The following is a 25,277-nucleotide window of genomic DNA, read 5'->3' as shown; positions in this document are numbered from 1 at the left end:
TCGGTTGTTTCGGCGTTATGGCGACCGGCGCGCACCACCAGGCCCATCATCTGCAGATGGCAAAAACGGGTGGCGACGGTGAATAGTCGAAAATGCAGCTATAAAGGGCGATCGGCCCAGTGTTGGGGCACGGAACAGTGTCCTTGGCGGGGAGCAACTGCTGGACCATTGCCGGCTGAACATTCGCAAATTTGCAAAAACTCTCATCACAAAACCCATTGATGAGGACATTTGCATTCGATCAGACCGCCGGATTGACGCAGATCAAAAATCCCGCAGCGCGACGTGGCCAAATAGACAAAACATCTTGGCAGTTGCCCTGTCGTTCAAAGGAGAATTGTTATGAAGGTGAAAGATGTCATGCACAGCGGCGTGTCATGGGTCGAACCAGATACCAAGCTGAGCGCTGTCGCACAAATCATGCAGACGGAAGATATAGGAGCAGTGCCTATTGGCGAAAGCGACCGGCTCATAGGCATGGTCACGGACCGCGACATCGCGTGCAGAGGTCTGGCAAATGGAAAGGCTTCGGAAACATTGACCGCGCGCGACGTGATGTCAGAGGGCATTACCTGGTGCAAGGACGATGAAGAAATAGAGGATGCGCTCCGGATCATGGAAAAGAGGAAAATCCGCCGGTTGCCCGTCATAAACGATGAAAAACGAATGGTCGGCATGCTGAGTCTGGGCGATATCGCCAGCAGTCTGCCGCAGGATCTGACTGGCGAAGTGATGCGCGCCGTTGCTGAGCATCACGCCTAGTGTGGTGGATTTGAAGTTCCTATCATTATCGCAGCTAGCGCCTGGAGGAACTTCAAATCCGCAAACCACACTAGAATCATGATGTTGCTAGTGTCCTGATTGAATCTGAAGTTCGTTCAGAGTGTGCTGCTTGATGTGACGAACTTCAGATTCAGGACACTAGCCTGGGAGCAGGGAAGTTCCCGCAACATGGGCGGCGGGTCCGCAATATGCCCGCCGCCGTTGCAGTGCTGATGGACATTATAGGAGATCCGGCATGCAAACCAACCGTCTGCCTGAATACGACGCCAGCGACAATCCAACCGGATGCTGCCCGCGTTTCAATCCATTGGGGTGGGATGATTGCAATCTGCATTTCAAGAACAAGCTTTTCGTCAAAGCGACAACCCGGAGCGAGAACCACGTGCCGATTGATATGGGACCGGTTTTCGAGAAGACGTTTGCGGCGATCCAGGCGGCCGGTGCCTATGACGAGAATGATTTCATCGTGCTTAGCCGAGACATTTCACCCTCCAAGGCCGAACACTTTTTTGCCGTCTCCAAACCCGTACCGGGACAGGAAACCGTTCACTGGAGCGGAAACTATCTGACGAAGGTGTTTGAAGGACCATTCGAAGATGCACACCGGTGGGAATCGCAAACTCTCAACGCGATTGAGGCACGGCATCATAAAGCCGGAAATATCTACTATTTCTACACGACCTGCCCGAAGTGCGCGCAAACCTACGGCAAAAACTACGTTGTGGCCGTAGCAGAGCTTGACGGCAGTCCGGCGCGAAACAACTGATATCTTCTGGATATGACTACGCGGCCGGCTTGGTTTCTTGGGCTGCAAGATTAAGTGCACCGGCGAACTCATCCACCATTGGATGATATGCGCCCGACTTGATTTCGCTATCGGACACTATCATCGTCTTGACCGGGTTCAGTCCGCACAGATCGGCCATCTGCAGCAGCACTTTATCAGCGCCGTTTCCACCCTGGCAGCAAAAAAATGCAACCTGGTTGAAGCGACCGCGATGCTCATCGATGTAGCTTCGCATCGGCGAGGATATTTTCCCCGCCCATACGGGTGTTCCCAAAATGACCAGATCATAGGCTTGGGGGTCGTACTTCGTTGGCGCAATCGCGACCGTGCGTTCGCGAATTGCCTCGATCGCGGAACGACAGTAGCCCCAGATGCCGGCGCGGCGTTTCTGGTCGTGGATGGCTTCAATATCGGCATCGCATTTTGCAGCAACGGCTTCTGCCACTTTTTGCGTGTTACCGGAGAGCGAAAAGTGAGATACGAGAATCTTGTCCATAATAATCATCACATCACAACATGCGCAGCGTTTTTTGATCTGCGTCAATCCAACACTTGGGCAGCTCTGCTCGCGCAAACGGAACCGCAGAGCCGGCAATTGACACGCGTCAACCGGCGGCCTCCCCGTTGCGGTAGAAAAGTGAGGACATTCATACAGGTACGGCACGATGGCACACAAACAGGTTCTTTATCGTTCCGAGGCACGGGAAAAAATCGTTCGCGGCACGGCCAAACTGGCGGATGCTGTCCGGGTGACTCTGGGGCCACGATCCAAATCGGTTCTCATGCAAAACAGTTATGGTCCGCCGATTGTCTGCAACGACGGCGTCACAATCGCCAAGGCTTTTGACCTCAAAAACCCCGAGGAAAACCTCGGTGTTCAGATGCTGCGCCTTGCAGCGGAAAAGACGGGCGAAATCGTTGGAGACGGAACGAGCACATCCACTGTTATCGCCCATGCCCTGATCGCTGACGGCGTCCGCAACATCGTCGCGGGCGCGAGCGCGGTCGATATCAAGCGCGGACTGGATCGCGCAGTTGTTGCCGCTAACGAGGCGCTCGAGAAACTCTCCAAACCTGTCGCGACATCCCGTGAGAAGGAGCAGGTCGCAACCATTTCGGCTCACAATGACAAAAAAATCGGCGAGCTGGTCGGCTCTGCCATGGAAAAAGTCGGTGCAGAAGGCGTCATAACCGTGGAAGAAGCCAAAACCACGGAAACAAGCCTCGATGTGGTTGAGGGATTGCAGTTCGATCGCGGCATCCTGTCGCCCTATTTTGTCACCGATCCGGAAAAAATGGAGGCGGTGCTGACGGACTGCCTCATCCTTGTGGTCGACAGGAAAATCAATGTGTTGAATGATCTGCTGCCGCTCCTTGAGACCATCTCCAAATCAGGAGCATCATTGCTCATTATCGCAGAGGATGTCGAAGGCGACGCCCTCGCCACGCTCATTGTCAACACTCTCAGGGGCATTCTGAAAAACTGCGCAGTGAAGGCACCGGGATTTGGCGATCGCCGCCGGGCAATGCTTGAGGACATCGCCGTGCTAACCGGTGCTCAGGTCATTTCCAGTGAACTCGGATTCAAACTGGAAAACACCACTTTGGACCAGTTGGGCGGTGCAAGCCGTGTCGTCGTCGACAAAGACAGGACAACGATTGTTGGCGGCAAGGGAGAAAGGGCGTCAATCGATGCCCGCATTGCCATGATCCGGCAGGAAATGGAAAACACCTCCAGTGATTACGATCTGGAGAAGCTTCAGGAACGCTTGGCCCGGATATCGGGAGGGGTTGCTGTAATACGGGTAGGAGCGCCCACCGAGGCCGAAATGAAATCGAAGAAAGAAGCCCTCGACGATGCCATCCACGCCACCAAGGCAGCAGTTGAAGAAGGCATTGTGCCGGGAGGAGGACTAGCGCTCCTCAAATGTATCTCCGCGGTCGAAAACGAAGAACAAAACTGCGATGGCGATGAGCGCACCGGCGTGCAAATACTGAAACGTGCTCTTGAAATCCCAGCCCGTCAGATTGCGGAAAATTCGGAAGCGGACGGGGGCGTCGTGGTTGCGCGTATGCTGACGGAAAAGGGAAATCGCGGATTTGACGCCAGCCGCAAAATTTATGTCGACCTGATAGAGGAAGGCATAATCGATCCAACAAAGGTCGTCAGGGTAGCGCTTGAAAACGCAATATCCGTAGCCGGCGTTTTGCTGTTGACGGAGGCAACGATGACGGAGCTGCCGGACGATGAGGCAAGTACTGTTGGCAACCAGATGAACGAAGCTTTTGTCCGTTAGCGGGGATCGGGCGGCAATACACTTCGCGCCGGACAATGAGGCTGTTTGGCTGGTAAGGCGCCCGTCAGTGGACGGAAGCACAGCCAGCTGCATCAGTGCGCCATCAGTACCGGCAATTTGGTATTGGAAAGCAGGTCTCTGGTGGTTCCGCCCAGCAGCCACTCCTGAAAGCGTGAATGCCCATAGGCTCCGGTGACGAGGAGGTCAGCATCCTTGTCGACAGCATGCCGAAGCAGTACATCGGCAACATCCCTACCGGCACTGGGGACCAGGTCCACTGTGACAGGCAAACCATGGCGCACCAGGAACGTGGCAATGTCATCGCCTGGATTGGAGCCCAAAGGGTTGCGGTCTGGATCGACCAGCAAGACGTGGACGTCCCGCGTGTCTGCGATGAGTGGCAAGCTCCGGTGTATGGCCCTTGCGGCCTGTGGTTCAAAATCCCAGCCCAGAACTGCACACTTAAACGGATAATGCTGATGCTCCGGTTCGCCCAATACCAGCACCGGGACTCCCGATTTGAACAAGACGCCATTGAACGCATCCGCCGTGGCGTTATCATTCGGCAAACTCCTGTGGGGGAAGACAGCAATATCAGAATAAAGAGCATGTGTTGACATGCGCTGCGCGACCAGGCCTCTCTCGATGTATTCGATCAGTACGGTAGCGGAGAGATCCGCCTCACCGACCATCGCTCTCACGTCCTTGGCCCGCTCTTGTGCTTCACGAATCGTCATGTCGTGCTCGTCGGTCAGGTAAAATTCGGGCACACCACCGTAAAATGATGATGGCATTGTTTTCATAATGCCAATGACAACAATATTGAGATGGGCGCCTATTTCTCCCGCAAATGCCATAACCGGTTTGACGGATTCAATCGGCTCATCTGCCAAGTGGACCGTGAGAAGCGTCGTAATAGCCATGGTGTACTCCCGTATCTGATTGCGAGGAAAACCGCCGACCAAACTCACCGGTCAATGGATCCGTAAGCGTTATGCAATGCGGATATTGTCCACCACATATCTGACACCCGGAGCAGACCAGGCCGCGTCCTCGATCATGTCGCGTTCGTAGAAATCCCTCACTTCCCCATTGAGCGTGACTGTGTTTCCCGAAACCGTCACATTGATCTGCTGCGCTTCCTTTTCAGAGTTTCTGTACAGGGCGGCTTCAATCTCTTTCTTGACATTGGCCGGTGTCGGCCGCTCCTTGAGCGTGATGTGGTTTGCCAATCCCTTGATGCCTCCAACATGCTGCACCTGCTGGAGAATGTGCGAACGCTGATGCTGCCATTCGACCTCGCCGGTCAGCGTGACAAATCCACCCCTGACTTTTGCCTGCACGTTGCTGTCGGGAATGGAAACGTTCCATTCAAGAACATGAGCAATGCGTTCCGCAATATCGCTGTCGTCCCAGCGGTATTCCGTTGGCAGGTGAACATCGATTTCATCTGCGATTGCCTTGACACCGCGCACTCTTTTTGCCGCCTCCGCGGCCGAATATTTTTCAGGAAAGCTCTCGACGTGACCGCTGAGCGTGATCGAGCCGTCGGATGCCGTTACGCCGATATGGGCTTCATCAACCTTCGTGTCCCAGCGCAATTCGTCCAATACACGCTGCTTGAGTGTGGAATCGGGAATCATGCCGTCCTCCATTTCACAATGATGTGGGTGCCTTGAGAATGCACCAAGAATGGGACGCCCGATTGACGTGAATCAATTGACGGCCGGCTAGAGCGTTTCTGGTTTATGCGGTGCTGAACAACTAGTGCCAGCGTTGCCAGCTTATCGCCTTGCGCAGGTTTATTTCCGCCATTTCAAGAGCTGCTGCGCGCGGATCAATTCCCTTTTCAACCGCGGATCTCAATACCCAGTGTGTATTGGCGCGCACTTTTTCCTCGATTGCGATGAGGGCAGCTGATTGGGTTCCGCCGTGATATTCTACGGAACCGCAGATCACACCGCCGGAATTGGCGATAAAGTCCGGCACTATCAGGACGCCCCTTTGATGAAGTATTTCTTCAGCCCCAGGCGTGGCGGGAATATTCGCACCCTGTAATAAGAGCTTGCAGTCGAGCTGGTCGACATTGCTCTCGTTGATAATGTCGGGTCTGGCTGCCGGAATCCAGATGTCACACGGAACACCGACGACATCATTGTCAGCCGCGGCATGGCCGTTGGTAAACTCGCCGACAGGCCTTCCCCGGCATTTGTGCTCGATGAGCGCGGCAACATCGATCCCATCCGGATTGACAATGGCTGACCGGGAATCCGCTGCGGCTACCAGAATAGCACCACGTTCTGCCAGAAAGCGCGCCACATGCATCCCCACTGAGCCAAATCCCTGCACAACGACCCGCGCGCCCTTGAGTTTCAGGTCGCAGTAGTCCTGTGCAACCTCGGCGGCCACCGCAAGCCCGTATCCGGTCGCTCCAATTTCATCCAGCGGAATACCGCCGATCTCGCGCGGCAGACCAACCGATCTGCCGGTTTCATCATGGATCCAGGCCATGGCATGCTCATCGGTTCCCATGTCCGGCCCGGGAATGTAGTTCACGACATTTCTTATGGCTCGGGCAAAGGCGCGAATGAGTTGTTCCTTTTCTTCGATTGGCATTGCCGGGTCGGCGAAAATGACAGATTTGGCTCCGCCGTGCGGTAATCTCGCCGCGGCATTTTTCATGGTCATTGCACGCGCCAGCCGGGCGCATTCTTCCAATGTAACGTCTGGTTCCATGCGCGTACCGCCGATTGCAGGTCCGGTCGCAATGTTATCGATGACGACAATGCCTTTCAGGCCGATGGCCGGATTGAAAATGTGAACGACTTTTTCTGGTCCGATATCATCGCACAACCGAAAAACATCCTCGATCATCTAAGCCTCCAAATCGCCGGCTGTCAGCAGATTATCACTCACCATCCTGCACCACGGTCTCACCTTCCACCCTTTCTGCCGATGCGCTCAGTTCATCGCCCATGCGTTCCCGCATGATGTATTTCTGAACCTTGCCGGTCACGGTCATCGGGTAGGAATCGACAAAGCGGATGTAGCGGGGGATCTTGAAATGGGCGATCTTGCCTTTGCAGAACTGGCGGACGTCGTCTGCGGAGATGACCTCCCCTTCCCGCAACTTGATCCAGGCGCAAATCTCCTCTCCATATTTTTCGTCCGGAACGCCTATCACCTCCACCTGTTCGATTTTCGGGTGCGTGTACAGATACTCCTCTATTTCGCGTGGAAAGATATTTTCTCCGCCGCGAATGAGCATGTCCTTCGTACGGCCGACGATTTGGCAATAACCTTCCCCGTCAAGCGTTGCGATATCGCCGCTGGCAATCCAACCGGCAGAATCGATCGCCTTTGCGGTGCGCTCGGGATCACCCCAGTAACCGGGCATTACGCAGTATCCGCGCGTGAGCAACTCGCCCGGCGAGTTGATGCCGACAACACGCTTGTTGTCATCGATGATCTTGATTTCAGTGTGTGGCAAAACCCGGCCAACGGTGGTGACCCTGCGCTCCATTGGGTCGTTGACGGAGGTCTGGAAACTGACCGGGCCTGTTTCCGTCATGCCGTATGCAATTGTGATCTCACTTAAGTTCATTTCATGCATGACCCGCTTCATCAGTTCAACCGGGCACGGCGCTCCGGCCATGATGCCGGTGCGGAGTGCAGAAAGGTCAAACGCCCCAAAATCCGGATCGTCCAGCTCGGCAATGAACATCGTTGGAACGCCATGCAAAGCCGTGCATTTTTCACGGGCGCACGTTTCCAGTACCGCGTGTGGATCGAAACCCGCCGAGGAAAAGACCATTGTGGAGCCATGAGCAACGCAGCACAATGTACCAAGCACCATGCCGAAACAGTGATACATCGGCACCGGAATGCACATGCGGTCATCCGGGCCGAGCTCCATTTGCAGACCGGAGAAATAGGCATTGTTGACGATGTTGTGGTGGGTAAGCGTCGTCGCTTTAGGGGAGCCGGTCGTACCGCTTGTGAACTGGATATTGATTGGATCGTCAAACTGTAGCAGAGATTGCAACTCGGCAAGCTGCACATGATGTTTCGGATTTGCGTGATCGGTAAGAGATTCGAATCTGAGAAAACCGGATGTGGTTTCATCCCCAAGATTGATCAGCCACTTCAGGTCGGGCAGCTTCTCATCGCGCAGCATTCCCGGCTCCGAAGCTGCCAAACCGGGCAGAAGTTCGCGGAGCATTTCCACGTAGTTGGATGACTTCAGGGACACGGCGGTAATCAATGCGGTGCATTTAACCTTTTCTAGGGCATATTGCAGCTCCGCAAGCCGATAGGCGGGGTTGATGTTGACAAGGATGAGACCCGCCTTTGCACTGGCGAACTGCGTTACGACCCATTCCCAGCAATTGGGCGCCCATATTCCTATGCGATCTCCCGGCTTTAGCCCCAGGGCAACAAAACCGGCCGCCCATGCATCGACCTTGTTCTTCAGCTCGGAATAACTCCAGGCGACGTTTTGATGTGCAACAATCAAGGCATCATTTTTGCCATGCCTGGCTGCGGTTTCGTCGAAACAGGCTCCAATCGTCTGTCCGCGCAACGGAATTTCGCTCACGCCGTGTACATAACTGGATCTGATGATATCCGGCATCTTCGAGTAACCTTTCACCCGAAGCATAGGGGCAGCCTGCAGCTCCCATTTGATTTGCGTCAACCGGGCGTTGTCGGCCGGCCGCGACGAGGCAATGCCTGCTTCTTCCAACATTTTTGATGCGCGCACAGGGGGAAGTCGACGCGGCCCTTATGCTCAGCGCAGCACAAGCATCAGCGGAGCCCGGCCGGATTTCAGCAGCAATTCGATCGCTGCATCCGTGGGAGAAGACGCTGAGGGTTGCACAATCACAAGAGACGGCTGAAGTTCGGCGAGCTCGGCGGCCACGGAACCAAAGCGAGTTTCACGAACATACCTAACGTCAGCGTCGGGCCCGAAGATACCGGCAACAGCATCGCGGCTTTCGCGGTGGTTTTCTTCATCAACGTCGACCATCAGGATAACGACTTCATTGCCAACGGCCCGCGCTATGCGCCGAGCAAGCCCCATAACCAGCTGATCAGCTTCAGTATCGTGCATCAACAGGACTATGGGCCCGCCGGCGCGCCATTCGCAACGCTCCGGCATGATCACGGCTCCCATGGCCTCATTGACCTCCCGCAACAATAATGAAACGGCGTCACGTGGCTTGTGGGGCAGGTTGAGCGGATTTACGACGACAATATCCGTTGCCTCAGTCTCCCTCGCAATTTCAGCGGAATATGCACCCTTTGTGATTTTGTAAGAGCACCGCACGCTGGACCGGCTGGCCTTGGCATGGAGCATGCGCTCCCAGTTAGCGGCCGCGCGGGAAATCTGTCGTTCCATGTGCTCGCGTTCTAGCTTAAGAACTGTCCTGTCTGCAGGCCGCATGGCTTTTGCAAATGGCAATCCGGCCAAATTCAACAGATCCACGTCTTTGACAAAACACCCTGCGATATCAGCCTCCAGAGCACGTGCAAGAGCCATTGCCGTGTCAATCGTCGGCAGTTCATCAGCGATGGAACCGAATCCAGCGAGCACCCTGTATCGCGGCGCTGCCTTTTCTTCGGACGTGGAATTCTCACGAACCTCACCCATTGTCTTTTCCACCGTTCTCACGCTCGGCAAACGCTCGTCTGGCTTCAGCAAATTCGCGCAACCTGTCATCGACGAGACCATAAATGGATTTTGCCGGATATTTGCCGGATGTGTCTCGCACACCTGCCGGTAATCCGGTAAGGATTTCAATGCCTTCGTCGATGGAATGAATCGGGTAAACGGCGAACTTTCCAGCTTTTACCGCATCCACAACGTCCTGCCGCAGCATCAGGTGTTTGGTGTTGGATTTTGGAATCAGGACACCCTGATCGCCTGTCAGACCACGCCTGTTGCAGATATCGAAGAATCCCTCGATTTTTTCGTTAACTCCACCAATCGCCTGGACCTGGCCGAGCTGGTTTACCGAACCGGTCACCGCCAGGTCCTGCCGGATCGGCACCTCAGCGAGGGCAGACAACAAGGCGTAAAGTTCGGCCGATGAAGCGCTATCGCCGTCAATACCGCCATAGGACTGCTCAAAGACCAGGCTTGCCCAAAGGGAAAGCGGTCGATCGAGAGCAAAATTGGCATTCAGGAAGCTGGTCAATATCAGCACGCCCTTTGAATGCAACGGCCCGCCGAGTTCCACCTCACGCTCGATATCGACCAGCTTTCCGGTTCCCATGCGGACCCGGGCCGTGATGCGGGAAGGTTTACCGAACACGAAATCACCAATACCGGTCACCGCAAGCCCATTGACCTGTCCAATCGCTGTTCCAGCAGTATCAATCAGCAGAGTTTCGCGGTCGATCGCCTCATACACGCGTTCACGGACACGGTCCTTCCTTTTGATGCGGCCCGCAATCGCCCGCTCAACATCGGCGGAACCTATTGTCTGCTTTTTGTCGTCACCTGCCCAAAAATCGGCTTCCCGCAGCAGATCCGTTACATATCCGATGTGAAGCGAGAGACGTTCAGCATCACCAGCGAACCGCGAGACCTCCTCTATCAGAAGAGCTGCACCTGTGGCGTCGAGCGGCCGCAAGTCTTCATCATCTATGATGGAGGAAAACAATTGTACGGACTTTTCCTCGTTCTCCGATGTTCGCGCCCATCTGTCCTCGAAATCGGCCTCAACTTTGAACAGGGCGCTGAATTCCGGATCAAGGTGAACGAGAAGATCATACAGTCGGCGTTCGCCGATAAGGATGACCTTGACGTCAAGTGGGATCGGTTCGGGATCAAGTGTCACGGTCGTTGCAAAGCCGATTTGCTCTGCGGCGGATTCAATGCGAATTGCATTGCCGCGGAGCGTTCGCTTGAGCGCCTCCCAGGCAAAGGGTTCAGTCAGGATCTTTCGCGCTTCGATGACAATAAAACCCCCATTAGCCTTGTGCAGCGAGCCGGGCTTTATGAGCATGAAATCGGTGACGAGTGTTCCCATTTGAGACAGATGCTCGATACGTCCCAGCAGATTTCCGAGTGTTGGATGATCTTCCAGGATGACTGCAGCGCCATTTGCGTCGCCATTGGCAACAACAACATTGACCCCGTAACGCCGAAATCTCGGATCACGGGCTTCAGGAGCCTCCCTGCTGAGCAGCTTGGCGGTCTCGTCCTCGCCGCCATCCTGAAGGAATAGCCCGGCATTGCGAACAAGATCGGCCTCCGCTGATTTCAGATAATCGAGGACCGGAGGAATATCCCTGAACTGCTCAGCGGTAGACGCGACGGATGCGCTCACCGTTGAAGATGCAAGTTCGGCATTGAGACTACGAATGCTGTCGCGGCGCTTCTTTTCAATGACGGGCATGTTCCGCAGCACCGATTCGAGCTCATGTTGGAGCCCCTCGATAACCCCCTCAACACGCTCCCTCTCCGTCTTATCAAGTGCGTTGAATATTTCAGGTTCAACGACTTTGTCGTCCTTTGTAGGGGCAAACGCAAAACCCATCGGCGTCCGCAAGATTGCAATTTCTTCCGCTGCCGCTTTTGTCCGAAGCGTTTCAAATGCCTGATCCTGCTGCTCCTTCGCCTCGTCGTTTATAGCGCGCAGGCGATTTCTGTAATCGTCGGTTTCAAACAGACTTGGCAAGGCGACCTTCAGATCGTCAATTAACTCTTCCATCGCCTCGCGAAAGCGCACGGCATTTCCGGGCGGAAGCCGCAATACCTTCGGGGTCCGGCTGACATCGAAATTGTTCACATAAACCCACTCATCGGGTGCTTCACTGTCTGCCGCCTGGTATTCAAGAAACTGTTTGACCGACGTTTGGTGACCAAATCCGCGTTCGCCGATGACAAAGAGATTGTATCCGGACCGCCGCATAGCGAGGGCAAACCGCATCGCATCCGCCGCCCGCCCCTGCCCCATAAGCCGGTCGGTCGAGGGGATATCGGCTGTCGTCTCGAAATCCAATCGCTGTGGGTCGCATCGTTGCCGCAGGACATCCGCACTTAAAGGCTGAATTTCTGTCACCTGTACCACCATCTCATGAACGATGAGCAACCATCGCAGGTTCACAGGCCCCCGGAATTGAGCCATATCAATCGCGGCAGCATGAAATGACCAAGGCGTTTCAGAACGCGGACGTTCCTAGCCGCTGCGCCACGCGGTCGTCGATTTACATTTCTTGCAAACGCGATTGCCCGGCCCGAAGCTGTCAAACTTGCGCCCGCACAATAGACAACGGCGAGGCTTTCGCTCAGCATTGTCATGGATAATTGTGTCTTCGGCATCCTTTTTCTTCAGTATGACCATACTGAACATATAGTGAACGTATGAGAAAACTCAAATTTCACAACGTAATAGGGCGCCTGAGGCATCGAATATCTTGATCCGGGTCAATAAAGTCTCGCCCGGTCGATGCAAGCATATGCAGATCGACCGCACCCGACGGATACTGGAGGCATGCACGCGATGAACAAACAACGTCAATTGAATCTCGGCTACATCCTTGTTGCGCTCGCCGCTGTCATGTTGTTCCAGCTTTGGATCGGCGCACAAGAGACCACGCGCATACCCTACAGTGAATTCCGCGACTTGCTGACCCAGGAGCAAATAACAAATGTCGTCGTCTCCGAGTCACAAATTAAGGGAGAGTTTAAAATCCCGCGCGACGGGAAGCGGTTCTTCATTACCAACCGCGTCGGCAGCGACATTGGTGAGGTTCTCGAGCAAGCCGGCGTGAAATATTCCGGCGCGTCGGACGAAACCTGGTTGAGTAACCTTCTGTCATGGGTCCTGCCGATGCTGTTTTTCCTTGGCCTGTGGTTCTTTCTGTTCCGCCGCATCGCGGAACGGCAGGGGATGGGCGGCCTTATGAACATCGGCCAGTCGAAAGCAAAAGTGTATGTCGAAACCGAAACCGGCGTGAATTTCGATGATGTTGCCGGTGTGGATCAGGCAAAAATGGAACTGCAGGAAATCGTTTCATTCCTCAAGGATCGGGACAAATATGAGCGGCTGGGCGCCCGCGTGCCCAAGGGCGTGTTGCTGGTCGGTCCACCCGGCACCGGTAAGACACTACTGGCGCGCGCGGTGGCCGGTGAGGCCGGCGTTGTCTTTTTCTCGATATCGGGATCCGAATTTGTTGAAATGTTTGTCGGCGTTGGCGCTGCGCGTGTGCGCGACCTTTTCGACCAGGCACGCAAGGCGGCCCCATGCATCATTTTTATCGACGAACTGGATGCGCTCGGGCGGGCACGTTCGCCATTGGGAAATATTGGCGGCGGCGGTGACGAAAAGGAGCAGACACTCAATCAGCTTCTGGCTGAGCTTGATGGTTTCGATCCCCGCTCCGGCATCGTTCTTCTGGCGGCCACCAACCGTCCCGAGATCCTCGACCCGGCACTGCTTCGCGCAGGACGTTTCGACAGGCAGGTCGTGGTCGACAGGCCGGACCGGATCGGCCGTGAAGCCATTCTCAGGGTACACCTCAAAAAGGTCAAAGCGGCAAAAGACCTGGAAATCGACAAAATCGCCGGTTTAACGCCGGGATTCACGGGGGCCGACCTCGCCAACCTCGTCAACGAAGCAGCCATCCATGCAACGAGACGAAGCGGCGATTACGTCAGACTGGAAGATTTCACCAGTGCGGTGGAGCGCATCCTTGCAGGCTCAGAGCAGCGCACACGCCTGCTCAATCCGGACGAACGCCGCCGCGTGGCCTATCATGAGATGGGCCATGCACTTGCGGCAGCGTCATTGCCGGGCAGCGACCCGGTACACAAGGTGTCGATCATTCCCCGTTCGATTGGTGCACTTGGTTATACAATGCAAAGACCGACCGAGGATCGTTTCCTGATAACCACGGACGAACTGATGAACCGCATGACCGTCCTGCTGGCGGGCCGGGCGGCAGAGGCACTCGTTTTCGGCGAAATTTCAACCGGCGCCGCCGACGATCTCGCGAAGGTCACAGATGTTGCGCGTCAGATCGTAACCCGATTTGGCATGTCTGAAAGTCTCGGCCAGGCCGTTCTCGAGCAGCAGCAGTCCCGGTTTCTCGGTGAGAACCTGCTTGATGTGCGCCCGAAGGACTATTCAGAGGCCACAGCCCGCGAGGTCGATCTTGCCGTACGCGAACTCATCGCTGCGGCCTACAAAAAAGCCACCAAAATCCTCGAAGATCGGCGGCAAGACCTGGAAAGCGGGGCTAAAATGCTGCTTGAAAGAGAGACGATCACACCGGACGAGTTTCCGGCGCTCTTGGGTGCGGATCAAACGGGACATGCCGAACAACCGGTTTCTTCCTGAGGTCGTCTCGCCCACTTTCGGTGATTATCTTTCAGAGGAGTCGGTTAGGCAACGATATGCCCTGTTCGCCAAATTCATGGCTTCCTTTTCATTCCAGCCAAGTGCAATCATCTGCAGTCCGGTTCCTGTTTCGATACCTGTTGGCGACGTGAATATTATTCCTTCGGGATCGCTTCCCGCCTTGTAGAGCCCGCTGTCAAGCCGGGTGAGAGCTTCGGTGAAGGGCATGGCCGGAAAATCGAGATCGGAATGCTGCCAGATCACATAATCCGGCATCGTTTCCACCGAGAAGATGCGGTTCAAGAACGTCATGGGCAGAGAAACGCCGCCCCAGCGCCCATTGCATTCGATCCAATGCAGTTGCGCTGATTCCCTGTCGACCCCGGCAAGCACGGCATCGAAGCTGCATCTGCCGAAATAGCCGAGATTCTGAAACAGGAGACCCAGTGTCAAAGCCTCCGCGCACACTTGCTTGTCATGCTCCGGATCGAGGCGCGCCGATGTTGCTCCAACGAATTTGCCCCCGGGGCCCGCTGTGGTTTGATCGTATATGCCTTCAATTACGGGATCTCCGTCCTCTTTATCGGGAATCCAGAGCTGCACTGAGGGACTGGCGAGAACATTGCAGTCCCAGACTTCGACCATCAGCGGATAGGCATCTTGCTGATGAATTTCGGAAACAGTATCAAAAAGATAGCGATAGAGGTCTTTGGCACTCAAATCCTTTATCGTGTCTGTATACAAGGGGAAATTCCCTGCCGATCCGGCGCTGTCCGGCACCTTGATGACCAGCTTCTCCCATTTTTTTGCGAGCTTTCGTACGCGCCCGACAAGCGCGGCAGGACCGAACGCGGAATAGACCGGGGGCGTCGCGCTGGCACCGAGTACGGTCTTGACGATTTCCGCAAACCAAAGCTTGTCGTTCACGCGCTGCGTCAGATTGGGGGGCGGACCGGCAACAAGGACAGTCCTGCCCGATCTGTCGCTCAATCGCTTTGCAAGCTTCCAGACCAACCCTGTCGATATAAAGGAAAGCAGCGTAACGCAGTCATCCTGCCGGACGATATCAAGCAGACGATTGAATATGGCATTGTCTTCAAGGCAACGGTAAGCCGAAGGCCTCGGCAATCCCGATTCCGGTGGAGGAATCCTCAAGACATTCAAATCATTCAGTTCCAGGAGGTCTCGAAGATAGCCTTCGTAGGCACGATTACGTTCCGCAGCCAGAACGACAAGGTCGCCGTCCCGGGCAAGAAGAGCAATGCGATATTCAAGCGGGTCCTGTCCCGCCGGCGCTAGCAGCCTGATTTCACTTTTGTCACCAATGAGGATGTGGGGCGCAGCACCCATTCCAACGCGGACATTCGGGCCGAAATAATCGGCTCTTGATAATCCCGGTTCACGGCGCAGAACCTGTCCGGCAATTTTTTCAACGCGCTGTCTTGCTGCCTGCGGCAGCAAAGGGTTGCGCCGCGATACAAAAGGGATTCCATTGCTCCCCCGGCTCGTCTCAACTTGAATGCTGTTTTTTGATTTGCTCAAAATCCGAACCTAGATTGCGAGGCCTCCCCGGCATTGCTGCCAACAGCCACGTATGTGAGGAAATTTATCCCGGCCGGAATTTGCCGTTTTGATCTTGGTCAGTTCCCCTACTGCCAACTCCGTCTATTTTGCCGGCAGAAGGGAGATCGCGGATGTGTCGCCTGTACGCTTTCAGGGCCAACGAGCCGACACGGGTGGAATGCAGCCTGGTTCACGCCCAGAACGCGCTGATGGAGCAGAGTCGTGGCGACGGGGAAGGTCTGGTCCACGGACATGGCTGGGGCGTTGCCGATTATCCTGACGGGACGCCCATTGTGGAAAAACAGACCTGGGCAGCCTACCACGGGGAGCATTTCAAGAAGAAAGCGGCGCGGATTTATGCCGGGACCGTCATTGCGCATGTCCGCCGTGCAACGGTCGGAGAACCGGCAATTGAAAACACCCACCCGTTCCACAACGGCTCATGGATTTTTGCGCATAACGGCACAATTCCAAATTTCTCCGAAGTTCGCGAACTGATGCTGCCCGCAATTGATCCCTTTTACCGCAACGAGATCCGCGGGACGACCGACAGCGAACATATTTTTTTGTATCTGCTGTCGTTGTGGCGGCATCGCCCTGATGAGCCGATCCTTGATCTTGTCTCCCGCGGTCTTTCACAGATTATCAGGTGGAGCAAAGAAATCGACCGGGCCGCACCGATCGGCCTCAATATTGTTTTGACGGATGGTCGGAGGCTTGTCGGTTCCAGATTCGGAAGAACGCTGTGGCATCTCGAGCGCGAGCAGGTCTTTGACTGCGACATTTGCGGCAAACCGCACGTCCACCACGAAACGGACAAGATCTATCGTGGCGTCGAGATAGCCTCGGAACCGATTACCTCGGAAAACTGGCATGAGCTGCCTGACGGTACCGTCTATGAAGTTGATGAAGACTTCTATCTGCTTAGCCGAAGCATGGATGTTGAGTAGTCAGAATTCATTTCGAACCGCATCGGCGCAAACCAAAGAAGCACGTAGAGCGTGCAGTGAATTGCACACGGACGAATTTGAAGAACGACGCCGTGTCATTGAGAACTGATCCGAACCCGCATTCACGAATGCTTGTTTACCGGCCCAAACGCACATCCACCTTGCGTGTCCGGCCCTTTCCGGGGAAGCGTACGGTCTTTCCACGAACAATCTTTTCGTCAACCTTGATCTGCTTGACACCATGACCGGTCTGGTCCGGATCCTCAATCGTCAAAACAATCTTGCCCCTTGACCCTTTCAGTGTCACCCGGGCGCCTTTCCAGTTTCCAGGCAGGCTCGGATCGATCTTCAGCGCCCCGTTTGACAACTGCACGCCGAGTATTCCCTCAACGCCCAATTGCCAGGCCCAGCTGGCGGCGCCCGTATACCACGACCAGCCGCCGAGACCTTCATTCGAAGCCATTGCGCTCACGTCACCCGGCAGAACATAAGGTTCTCTGCGGTATCGGTCAGCTCCGGATTTAGTGTCTGCCCGCCTGACGGGATTGATGATGTCAAAGATGCGCCAGGCTTCATCCCCGTCGCCCAGCTTTGCGAAGGCAAACCCAAGCCAAGCCGCGGCGTGTGTGTATTGACCACCGTTTTCTCTAACTCCCGGCGGATACGCCTTGATGTAACCAGGGTCGCGGCTCGTGTTGTGAAAGGGCGGATCCAGAAGTTTGGCCAGACGGTATTTCGTATCGATCAATCGTCCCAATGCGGATTTCAGCGCTGTTACGCTCCGCTCGTCCGCAGCCGAACCCGAAAGCACGCTCCAGGATTGCGCGATGGAGTCGATCTGGCATTCGTCGATATTGTCCGAGCCCCAAGGCTCACCCGCATCATCAAATGCGCGAATATACCACGCGCCGTCCCAGGCGTTGTTTTGGATCGCGGTTTTCAGGCTACGTGCATGGCCGCGCAGCCTTTTTGCCCTGTCCGGGTCTCCGTAACTTGTGATCAGGGGGGCAAATTTATCGATGATCGCAATCTGGAACCATGCCAGCCAGATACTCTCGCCCCTGCCCTCAGAGCCGACACGGTCCATTCCGTCGTTCCAGTCACCTGCTCCGATCAGGGGCAGGCCGTGTTCGCCCGTCGCCATCATGCGTTCAAGCGCACGGATGCAGTGCTCGTACAAGCTGTCGGATTCGCCCGTGTCGAAATGGGCGTAGTGGTCATCCTGATCGGGGCGTAATTCCGGGCCGGTGAGAAACGGCACATTCTCGTCAAGCACAGATTTGTCACCGGTTGCCTCAACGTACCGTGCCGTAACATAGGGCAACCACAGATAGTCATCGGAGCAGCGGGTTCGAACGCCACGCCCCGAGGGCGGGTGCCACCAGTGCAGGGCATCACCTTCCTCGAACTGATGACGCGCAGCATCGAGAATATGTTGGCGCACACGGTTTGGCTCACCGTGAAGAAAAGCCAGCACATCCTGCAACTGATCCCGAAAGCCGAATGCACCGCCGGCCTGATAAAAGCCGGCGCGAGCAAAATACCGTGACGCAAGGGCCTGATAGGGCAGCCACCGGTTGATCATCAAATTGAATGCCTTGTCGGGAGTTTCAACCTGGACAGAGCCAAGCCTTGTCGCCCATGACTGCTTCAAATCCTCCAATGCCTTTTCTACGAAATCCCGGTCCTGCCAACGCGCGATCAGCTTCCTGGACTCCTCAAGATCTTCGCCCTGACCAAGGATGAAGTACACCTCCGCCATTTCTCCAGCGCCTATATCCAGATGAACCTGATAGGCCGCGCAAGTGTCTCCACCGGGTGTGAACCTGCCTCCGAGGTCCAGGTGACGCATGGCGGCCGGGCTTGACGGTTCACCTTCATGGCCCAGAAAATCATATCGGTCGCCCGTAACCGAGTGCGGAGGAACGGACGCCGTAAGGAAGGCCACCCTGGAAGCGAATTCGGGGCTCCATGCATTGTTAGCGAAGATGGCATGCCCGGCGGCGTCATATTCACTCGTCACGTGAGGTTTGGCGATGCTTCCAAGCGAGCCAAGCAACCATTCGGCAAAGTAAGTGGCTGTTACTCTACGGGGGCTTTCCGCGCGATTTCGCAAGCGCAGGCGTATGATTTTTACAGGGTCGCCTGCCGGCACGAAAGCCAGCATTTCCTGCTCCAAGGCATGGCTGTGCTGCATCCAGCTTGTGTAGCCAACACCGTGACGCACTTCACATGCATTGTCATGCCCCAGCGGCCTTGGAGTGACTGTCCAATAGTCGGCAGTTGCCTCGTCCCGCAGATACACAATTTCACCGGGCGTGTCGGCCACCGGATCGTTAGACCAGGGTGTCAGACGGTTTTCTCCGCTGTTGACGGCCCAAGTGAAACCAAGTCCGGATTCACTGACGATGCTGCCGAACTGGTCATTTGCCAGGACATTGCACCACGGTGCAGGTGTGTCTTCACCCGGATTCAAAAACACGACATAGTCACCGCTTGAAGGATCAAATCCGCCGTAGTCATTGTCAAAATACAGATTGCCGGGCCGGGTGATTTGAGCAATATTCTTGTAGGTAACCGGAACTGGTGGGTCAAACAGAGGCGGTGGCGCGCGCTGCTCCAGGACCGAATCCAGTGCCCGTTCAAGTGCTTGTTTTTCCTGATCAACGACCACGTATGCAGCCGCCTCAATTGCGTTCCGGCTCTGCTGTTCCATATGACTTGCCGACAGAATATGAATTCCCCCGGTCCGTCCGAGAAAGCCGTATGCATGCGCATCGCGCAATATGGAAACAATACGTTCGCGCACCGGTTCCTCGTAACCGGCATCGCCCGTTCTCAAGACAACAATATCCACTTTTAGTCCGCCGCGCCGCCAAAGCTGCTGCGCGCGCACAAGTTCATCAAGAAGCGAGGCATCTTCCTCTTCGCCAATCCGGACAAGCAGTATGGGTAAATCACCGGATATGCCGAAACGCCACAGATCCGGCTGCCCTTGGCAATTGGCGGAAATCGTTTGCGGGACGTTTCTGAGCGCTGAACAGGCCTGAACCAGCAGGGACGACAATGCCTGCAACTCCGGCAGTTTCTGCGGAGCGATTTCAAGCCGCCCGATCTCCCGCGAATATTCACGTGACGCATCCTCAAAAACCCACGTAAAATCGTGCGTGTGATACCTGTTGGCTATCTCCAGAACGGCCTCGCGCGTTTTTCCCGCAATGGTTACGAAGGAGAATGTCCTTGTTTCCAGCGGTTTCAAGCGAAGGCGAACCTGCAGTGACATCACGGGGTCGAGCGTCCAGCCGGTTGAGCGGGAAAGGCCGTTGACGAGACCGTGGGGACGGCGCATTGACGTATTGCGTCCGACAAACTGTTCTCGATCAGATTCGTAGGAAACAACCTCAATTCCGGCACCATCCGATACCAGGGCATGCAACAGAACGGGATAATCGGATTCCGGCCGCCTGGGCCTGCGTTCAAACAGAAGACCGCTGCGTTCGGCCAGGAATGTGCTTCCAACAAACAATTTGCTGAAGGCCGGATGCCTTTCGTCTTCCTGAGGTGAGGACAGCACGACCTCCGCATAACTCGTGAATTCTATGACACGTTCAACGGATTCCTCATTGGTAACCGTCATGTGCCGGATCTCGACGTCATCGGATGGCGCCACGGTGATTTCCATGCGCACAGTGACGCCAAATGCCCGCCGCAGCATTTCGACCATGTGCTGATGAAAGATAACCCTTTCCTCGCTGCCTTCATCTCCCGCCGGTCGGCGCCCAATGGACCAATAAAGGTCACGTTCGACATCCCGCATGTAGATCCAATAGCCGTACCGGTCCCTGGTCGGGTCTGGCAACCAGCGGGTCAGAGCCATGCCGTTCCAGTTCAGCCCTCCGCCACCGGCCTCAGAAATTTTCATCGACATTCGGCCATTGCCGATATGATGCATCTGAGGAATGGTCGCAGAAGAGCTCGGTATCCACGATACCGGACCACTCAGCTGTTTGATTTGCTCGTCGGGGTTCCACTCTTCATCAATACGCCCCTGTTCGATGGAAAGGTTCCAGGGAATCTTTTCCTGCAAAAGATGTTCTATGGCCCGCAGCTGCTTTTCCCGGAGAACGCGTTCGATCAGAATGTCGGCATTGAGCACATTTGCAATTGCCGCAATGGTCATGCCCTGATGATGGGCCATGTAGGTTCTGACAGGAACAAACCCTTTTTTCTCCGGTGCCCGATCCGGTGAATAGTCCAGCGCATCGAAAAATCCGTAGGCACCCAGGGCACCAAGTTGCCTGAGATGCTGTAGATTCTGCACAGCAGCATTTGGCCACACGCACAATGCAAGCGCACTTGCATAGGGAGAAACAACCAGATCCTCGGTCAGCCCGCGGCGTATGCCAAGCCCGGGTGCTCCAAAGGCACGATACTGGTAATTTCCATCCGCGTCGGTGACGCCGAATGCCGACTCCGAAATGCCCCATGGAACGCCGCGTTCCTTTGCATAATTTCGCTGATATTCAACGGCCGTGGATTCGCTTTCGCCAAGCAGCGTATCGCGCTTTCCCGGCAGGAAAAGCGGCGGCATGAGATATTCGAACATCGATCCGTTCCAGGAAAGGATCGACGGTTTTCCGCGAAGCCGGGTAATGGGCCTTCCGAGGAAAAACCAATGCTCGATCGGTGCATCATGTTTGGCAATGGCAAAGAAGCTCGCCAGCCTCGCCTCGGTGGCGAGGAGGTCATAATGGCTTGGATCCATTTGCCCGCTGCTGAGATTGTAGCCAATTCGAAACAGCCTGACCTCGCTGTTGTAGAGGAAGGAAAAATTCATTCCGAAAGCTATTTCGTCAGCAGTTTTTGCTATCTCGTCTAAACTGGACTGTAGCAGGTCCTGACGTTGCAGCCCCTGCTCCACCGAGTGCCTGAGTTCCCGCAACCAGTCAGCCGCGGCATTGTCCGGCTGAACCTTGCCCGCTGCCTCGTCAATCATCTCGAGACAATGCGTCCGCCTGGCGCCAGCCTCGGTCAGCGGCATAGACATACCCAGTCCCGCGCCCAGTTTCCCTGCAAGTTCGGCATATGCGGTTGGCGGTTCCCGTAACTTTTCGAGCCAGGGCAGATACGCATCAAGATTTCGACGCAGGGTACGCAAGTGATGGTCGAAACGCTCAAGCCAGGTATGGATGTCATCCAGCAGTTCCGGCGTTGGCGCGGCCGCCGTTTTGATCGCGTCACCCACCACTTGTTCGAATTGCGGCCAGAACCGGTCGAGGTCGTCGAGCGCCGGAAACCAGGCCTCAGGCGATTGGCGGGCCATATGTATATGTTCCCGGATTGCCTCCGCGAATTTCTCCGAATTGGCGGCATTCCAGCTTGAAAGCTGCTGAACCGCCTCATGAAGAAGGCTGAAATCGCATTCGAGACCATCCCATGATCGTCTGTCAATGACCGGTTCCTGGACTATCTCGATGCAGCTTTGCTTGAGCGCCAAAAGACATACCGCCAGATTGCCGCTGTCCACGGTAGATACATAACGCGGCTCGAGCGGTTGCAGATTACGCGTGTCATACCAGTTCAGGAGATGCCCACGATAAGTGTCCATTCGGCCAAGCGTTTCAAGAACATGGCGGCAGCGCGAAGCAAAATCCTCCGTGCCGATGAAACCGAAATCCCGTGCGGAAAGGGCCGAAACCAGGTAGAGGCCTATGTTGGTTGGCGATGTCCGATGAGCGGTCTCGATCCTGGCGGCCTCCTGAAAATTGTCCGGCGGAAGCCAGTTGTCCTGCGGGCCCGCAAAAACCTCGAAATAGTGCCATGTGCGCCTTGCGACCTGCATCAGAAAGCGTGACTGACTTTCGTCCAACCGCTCACGCCTTATCTGCCGGGTCTTGCCTGTCCACGCAGCGATTTCAGGAGCAACAAACCACAAAATCAGAAGCGGTGCCGCAGCAGCAAGCGCATCGCTGTTAAAAAGACTGAGATCGACGGCAATCACCAGCGAGATCACTGAGGATGGCCACATGAATCGCCACGCGGCGGCTCGGCGATTGTGATTTGAAACCCACGCCGCCGTGTGTGCAGCAGCGCGCCATTCCAGCAAATGGCGCTGGCTGAAAAAGAGCCGCCACAGGGTTCGAGAGACTGCATCAAGTGCAATGAGCGTGTCATTGACGAGAAAAGTTATCGCCAGGAACCAGCGGCCTCCATTCTCTCTCACGCGATGGACGATGTCCCCGAAGACCCCGCGCTTCAAGACCCGCGCAAGTTCGGAAAACACCTCGCCGATGAGATATATTCCCGGTGCGGCGACCGCCAAAATCGTCCAGACCACGGCACTTCCAGGCAAGATCATCCACCCGCCGATAAAAAAGAGCAGCAATGCCGGCGGGATGAGACTTCGCCGCAGATTGTCAATTATTTTCCACCGATCGAGGATCGAGAATGGGTTGGGTATTCGACTCCCGTCGGCTGAACGCACACTCCTCGCCAGCCACGGCAGCAGTTGCCAGTCTCCCCTCACCCATCTGTGCAGGCGAAGCGCATACTCCGCATAGGTGGAGGGGAAACTTTCATAGAGCACAATGTTTGTGACAAGGGCAGTACGCCCCAAAAGCCCCTCGAAAAGATCATGACTCAGTATGGCGTTGTCGGGCACCCGGTTTTCAAGGCAACGCTGTAATGCCGCTATGTCATAGATACCCTTACCGACAAAGATGCCGGTGCCGAAAAGGTCCTGATAGACGTCGGAGACGGCATGGGTGTAGATATCAATCGCCGTATCGCCGGAATAAAGATGTGAAAACGGTGTTTCCGAACTCACGGATGGGAGGATTTCTATCCGTGGCTGTAAAATGGAATATCCGGAAACGATATGACCGCTTTCCTTGTCAAACACAGCCTGGTTGAGCGGATGCGCCATGGTTCCGATCAATCGTGCGGCAGTGCCCGGTGGAAGCATGGTATCGGCATCCAGCGTAATGACAAACCGTATGTTCCGGAGGTCATCGACCGCACCTTCGCAAATGGAAAAGTCGTCCGCCTCCGCGCCTAAAACAAAACTGTTGAACTGCTCAAGTTTGCCGCGTTTACGCTCCCACCCCATCCAAACACCTTCATTTGCGTTGAATTTCCTGGGGCGGTGCAACAGGTAGAACGGTCCGCCGCGTTCGTCGCCGTAGCGACGATTCAAACCGCGAACCGCAATTGCCAGTTTCCGCTCGATTTCCTGATCAGTTGCCACACGTTCCTCGGCCGCATCAGGAAGATCCGTCAGCAGAACATATCGAAGATTTCGGTCGGGATTGGCCAGGCGGCGTGTTTCAAGAGATTCAACAATTTGCTGTATCTCGGTGTCGCCGGAGACAATGACCGGAACCGCGACTGCAGTCATGAACTCATTGGGTATCTGCTTGCTGAAGTCGAATGCCGGCAACAACCTGGGTCTTATCAGCCTGGTTATCGCCCAATGCACGACCGAGACGCTCAGGACCGACGCCGGCAGGAGCGATAACAATACTCCGACACCCCAGGCCCAGGCGGGTGCATCGACATAAAACAGATGAAAGACCGGTACGCAAATGGCAAGCACGATCATGATCAGCAGTGAGGAAGCGTAGAATATCTGGCGCCGGGACTGAATTGCCCGATAAATGCGCTCACCAAGGTAAATCCGGGAAGCGGTCTGCACTTCCAGCTCGGGGCGCCCCTGTCCGATGAGCCAGAAACCTACGTGGCTTCTTTGTTTCTCGCCCTCATGGGCCCGCGACAATTCAACGGCCTGCTTTGCCACTTCAGGCTCCGTCAAAGTTGAGGATGCGGCAACCTCCTCAACAACCTTTCGATAGGCATCGCGTGTATCAAAATCCATTCGGGAATAAACATCAGCCGGATCGCCCTTGAGAACCGTTTCAACCAGGCTGGTCTGATCAAAAAAGTCCTGCCATGTAATGGCGTGAATGGCGCTTAGATTGATGATCGCCCGGGCGACAATATCTGGCGGGTCGCTGGTGTCATCGAAAAGATCCGGTACGAATGGTGGCGCCAGACCATCGCTCATACGTTGAAATGCCACAGCAAGGTTTTCAATGTTCGCCAGTCGCAAGGCTGACGGAAAGGCCCAAAGCTCGGCTATGGACAATGCACCGACTTCCTGAAATGCGCGCATATATTGCACGAGATTTTGCAAGGAAAGCTGAAATCCGTCCGTTGATGATATTTCACATGCAATTGCAAATATCCTTGGAACAGTCCGTTCCAAGGGTGTTTCCACGACGGTCAGGCGGCGGAAAAAACTTTCTGGAAGTCCGTTTTTGACCTGCCGGATGGCCCGCAGGACCTGATAGTCGTTGTCAAGCAACCAGTCGGTAGCTCTCGTATGCGACGGGGCCGGATCGAGGCTGTACTTGCGAATCTTGTCCAGCCAAGCGGGCAGCGAATCCAGATGTCGGTATATATCCGAGCTTGGCTTGTTGTCAGGCAGTACTGTCAGCGATTGTGCCAACTGGCGGGCTGATGTTTCTAATTCACTCCCGGATCCCGA

General features: G+C 55.3%; 14 protein-coding genes. 5 read left to right on the top strand and 9 right to left on the bottom strand.

All coding sequences use genetic code 11. From position 1 onward, the window contains the following. Positions 1-342: 342 nt before the first annotated feature. Both ABVT35_RS02190 and ABVT35_RS02185 read left to right on the top strand, forming a co-directional pair. Positions 343-762 carry a CBS domain-containing protein gene (locus tag ABVT35_RS02190; protein ID WP_368464635.1) on the top strand — a complete coding sequence of 140 codons (420 nt, stop codon included), beginning with the start codon at positions 343-345 and terminating at the stop codon, positions 760-762. Between the two features lie 256 nt (positions 763-1,018). Further along, positions 1,019-1,549: a hydrolase gene (locus ABVT35_RS02185; protein WP_368464634.1), complete on the top strand. Its 531-nt coding sequence runs from the start codon at positions 1,019-1,021 to the stop codon at positions 1,547-1,549. Between the two features lie 16 nt (positions 1,550-1,565). Here ABVT35_RS02185 and ABVT35_RS02180 read toward each other — a convergent pair whose 3' ends face one another. Beyond that, the gene (locus tag ABVT35_RS02180) at positions 1,566-2,066 is read right to left on the bottom strand and encodes a flavodoxin family protein (protein WP_368464633.1); all 501 of its coding nucleotides are present in this window, start codon (positions 2,064-2,066) and stop codon (positions 1,566-1,568) included. A gap of 169 nt (positions 2,067-2,235) precedes the next feature. Between ABVT35_RS02180 and groL the strand changes: the two genes are divergently transcribed. Beyond that, a complete protein-coding gene (groL, locus tag ABVT35_RS02175; protein WP_368464632.1) occupies positions 2,236-3,867 on the top strand; it encodes a chaperonin GroEL in 1,632 nt (543 codons plus the stop codon). A gap of 92 nt (positions 3,868-3,959) precedes the next feature. Here the strand turns inward: groL and ABVT35_RS02170 are convergent, their stop codons facing one another. From ABVT35_RS02170 to ABVT35_RS02145, 6 genes are all read right to left on the bottom strand, one after another. Then, on the bottom strand, positions 3,960-4,790 hold the full coding sequence (locus ABVT35_RS02170; protein ID WP_368464631.1) for a universal stress protein: 831 nt from the start codon (positions 4,788-4,790) through the stop codon (positions 3,960-3,962). 69 nt (positions 4,791-4,859) lie between these two features. Then, the gene (locus ABVT35_RS02165) at positions 4,860-5,510 is read right to left on the bottom strand and encodes a BON domain-containing protein (protein ID WP_368464630.1); all 651 of its coding nucleotides are present in this window, start codon (positions 5,508-5,510) and stop codon (positions 4,860-4,862) included. Positions 5,511-5,631: 121 nt separating this feature from the next. Next, a complete protein-coding gene (locus ABVT35_RS02160) occupies positions 5,632-6,741 on the bottom strand; it encodes a Glu/Leu/Phe/Val dehydrogenase (RefSeq protein WP_368464629.1) in 1,110 nt (369 codons plus the stop codon). Between the two features lie 34 nt (positions 6,742-6,775). Next, entirely contained in the window at positions 6,776-8,500 is a 1,725-nt protein-coding gene (locus tag ABVT35_RS02155) for an AMP-binding protein (protein ID WP_368466254.1), read from the bottom strand. Between the two features lie 156 nt (positions 8,501-8,656). Then, positions 8,657-9,520 (bottom strand): hypothetical protein, encoded by an 864-nt coding sequence (locus ABVT35_RS02150; RefSeq protein ID WP_368464628.1) that lies wholly within the window; start codon positions 9,518-9,520, stop codon positions 8,657-8,659. Next, positions 9,513-11,939 (bottom strand): Lon protease family protein, encoded by a 2,427-nt coding sequence (locus ABVT35_RS02145; protein WP_368464627.1) that lies wholly within the window; start codon positions 11,937-11,939, stop codon positions 9,513-9,515. Before ABVT35_RS02145 ends, ABVT35_RS02150 begins: the two co-directional genes overlap by 8 nt. Positions 11,940-12,380: 441 nt before the next feature. Here ABVT35_RS02145 and ftsH point away from each other — a divergent pair, with 441 nt between their 5' ends. Further along, positions 12,381-14,219: an ATP-dependent zinc metalloprotease FtsH gene (gene ftsH, locus ABVT35_RS02140; protein ID WP_368464626.1), complete on the top strand. Its 1,839-nt coding sequence runs from the start codon at positions 12,381-12,383 to the stop codon at positions 14,217-14,219. Between the two features lie 24 nt (positions 14,220-14,243). Here ftsH and ABVT35_RS02135 read toward each other — a convergent pair whose 3' ends face one another. After that, positions 14,244-15,680 carry a hypothetical protein gene (locus tag ABVT35_RS02135; protein ID WP_368464625.1) on the bottom strand — a complete coding sequence of 479 codons (1,437 nt, stop codon included), beginning with the start codon at positions 15,678-15,680 and terminating at the stop codon, positions 14,244-14,246. Between the two features lie 233 nt (positions 15,681-15,913). Between ABVT35_RS02135 and ABVT35_RS02130 the strand changes: the two genes are divergently transcribed. Next, positions 15,914-16,732: a class II glutamine amidotransferase gene (locus ABVT35_RS02130; protein ID WP_368464624.1), complete on the top strand. Its 819-nt coding sequence runs from the start codon at positions 15,914-15,916 to the stop codon at positions 16,730-16,732. A 136-nt stretch (positions 16,733-16,868) separates the two neighbouring features. On the opposite strand, the gene ABVT35_RS02125 is transcribed toward ABVT35_RS02130, so the two are convergent. Then, positions 16,869-24,902, bottom strand: a complete 8,034-nt coding sequence (locus ABVT35_RS02125; RefSeq protein WP_368464623.1) for a glucoamylase family protein — start codon at positions 24,900-24,902, stop codon at positions 16,869-16,871. Between the last annotated feature and the right edge of the window lie 375 nt (positions 24,903-25,277).

Source organism: Hoeflea sp. TYP-13 (assembly GCF_040932035.1).
In the GTDB taxonomy this organism is placed as follows: domain Bacteria; phylum Pseudomonadota; class Alphaproteobacteria; order Rhizobiales; family Rhizobiaceae; genus Hoeflea_A.
Note: the sequence above shows the minus strand (reverse complement) of the source record. Positions and strands in the feature narration are given on the sequence as shown.

What these genes read in the sequence shown, in the direction of transcription:
- ABVT35_RS02190 (WP_368464635.1), top strand. Translation starts at nt 343, where the DNA reads ATGAAGGTGAAAGATGTCATGCACAGCGGCGTGTCATGGGTCGAACCA.
- ABVT35_RS02185 (WP_368464634.1), top strand. Translation starts at nt 1,019, where the DNA reads ATGCAAACCAACCGTCTGCCTGAATACGACGCCAGCGACAATCCAACC.
- ABVT35_RS02180 (WP_368464633.1), bottom strand. Translation starts at nt 2,066, where the DNA reads ATGGACAAGATTCTCGTATCTCACTTTTCGCTCTCCGGTAACACGCAA.
- groL (WP_368464632.1), top strand. Translation starts at nt 2,236, where the DNA reads ATGGCACACAAACAGGTTCTTTATCGTTCCGAGGCACGGGAAAAAATC.
- ABVT35_RS02170 (WP_368464631.1), bottom strand. Translation starts at nt 4,790, where the DNA reads ATGGCTATTACGACGCTTCTCACGGTCCACTTGGCAGATGAGCCGATT.
- ABVT35_RS02165 (WP_368464630.1), bottom strand. Translation starts at nt 5,510, where the DNA reads ATGATTCCCGATTCCACACTCAAGCAGCGTGTATTGGACGAATTGCGC.
- ABVT35_RS02160 (WP_368464629.1), bottom strand. Translation starts at nt 6,741, where the DNA reads ATGATCGAGGATGTTTTTCGGTTGTGCGATGATATCGGACCAGAAAAA.
- ABVT35_RS02155 (WP_368466254.1), bottom strand. Translation starts at nt 8,500, where the DNA reads ATGCCGGATATCATCAGATCCAGTTATGTACACGGCGTGAGCGAAATT.
- ABVT35_RS02150 (WP_368464628.1), bottom strand. Translation starts at nt 9,520, where the DNA reads ATGGGTGAGGTTCGTGAGAATTCCACGTCCGAAGAAAAGGCAGCGCCG.
- ftsH (WP_368464626.1), top strand. Translation starts at nt 12,381, where the DNA reads ATGAACAAACAACGTCAATTGAATCTCGGCTACATCCTTGTTGCGCTC.
- ABVT35_RS02130 (WP_368464624.1), top strand. Translation starts at nt 15,914, where the DNA reads ATGTGTCGCCTGTACGCTTTCAGGGCCAACGAGCCGACACGGGTGGAA.
- ABVT35_RS02125 (WP_368464623.1), bottom strand. Translation starts at nt 24,902, where the DNA reads ATGCGCGCATTTCAGGAAGTCGGTGCATTGTCCATAGCCGAGCTTTGG.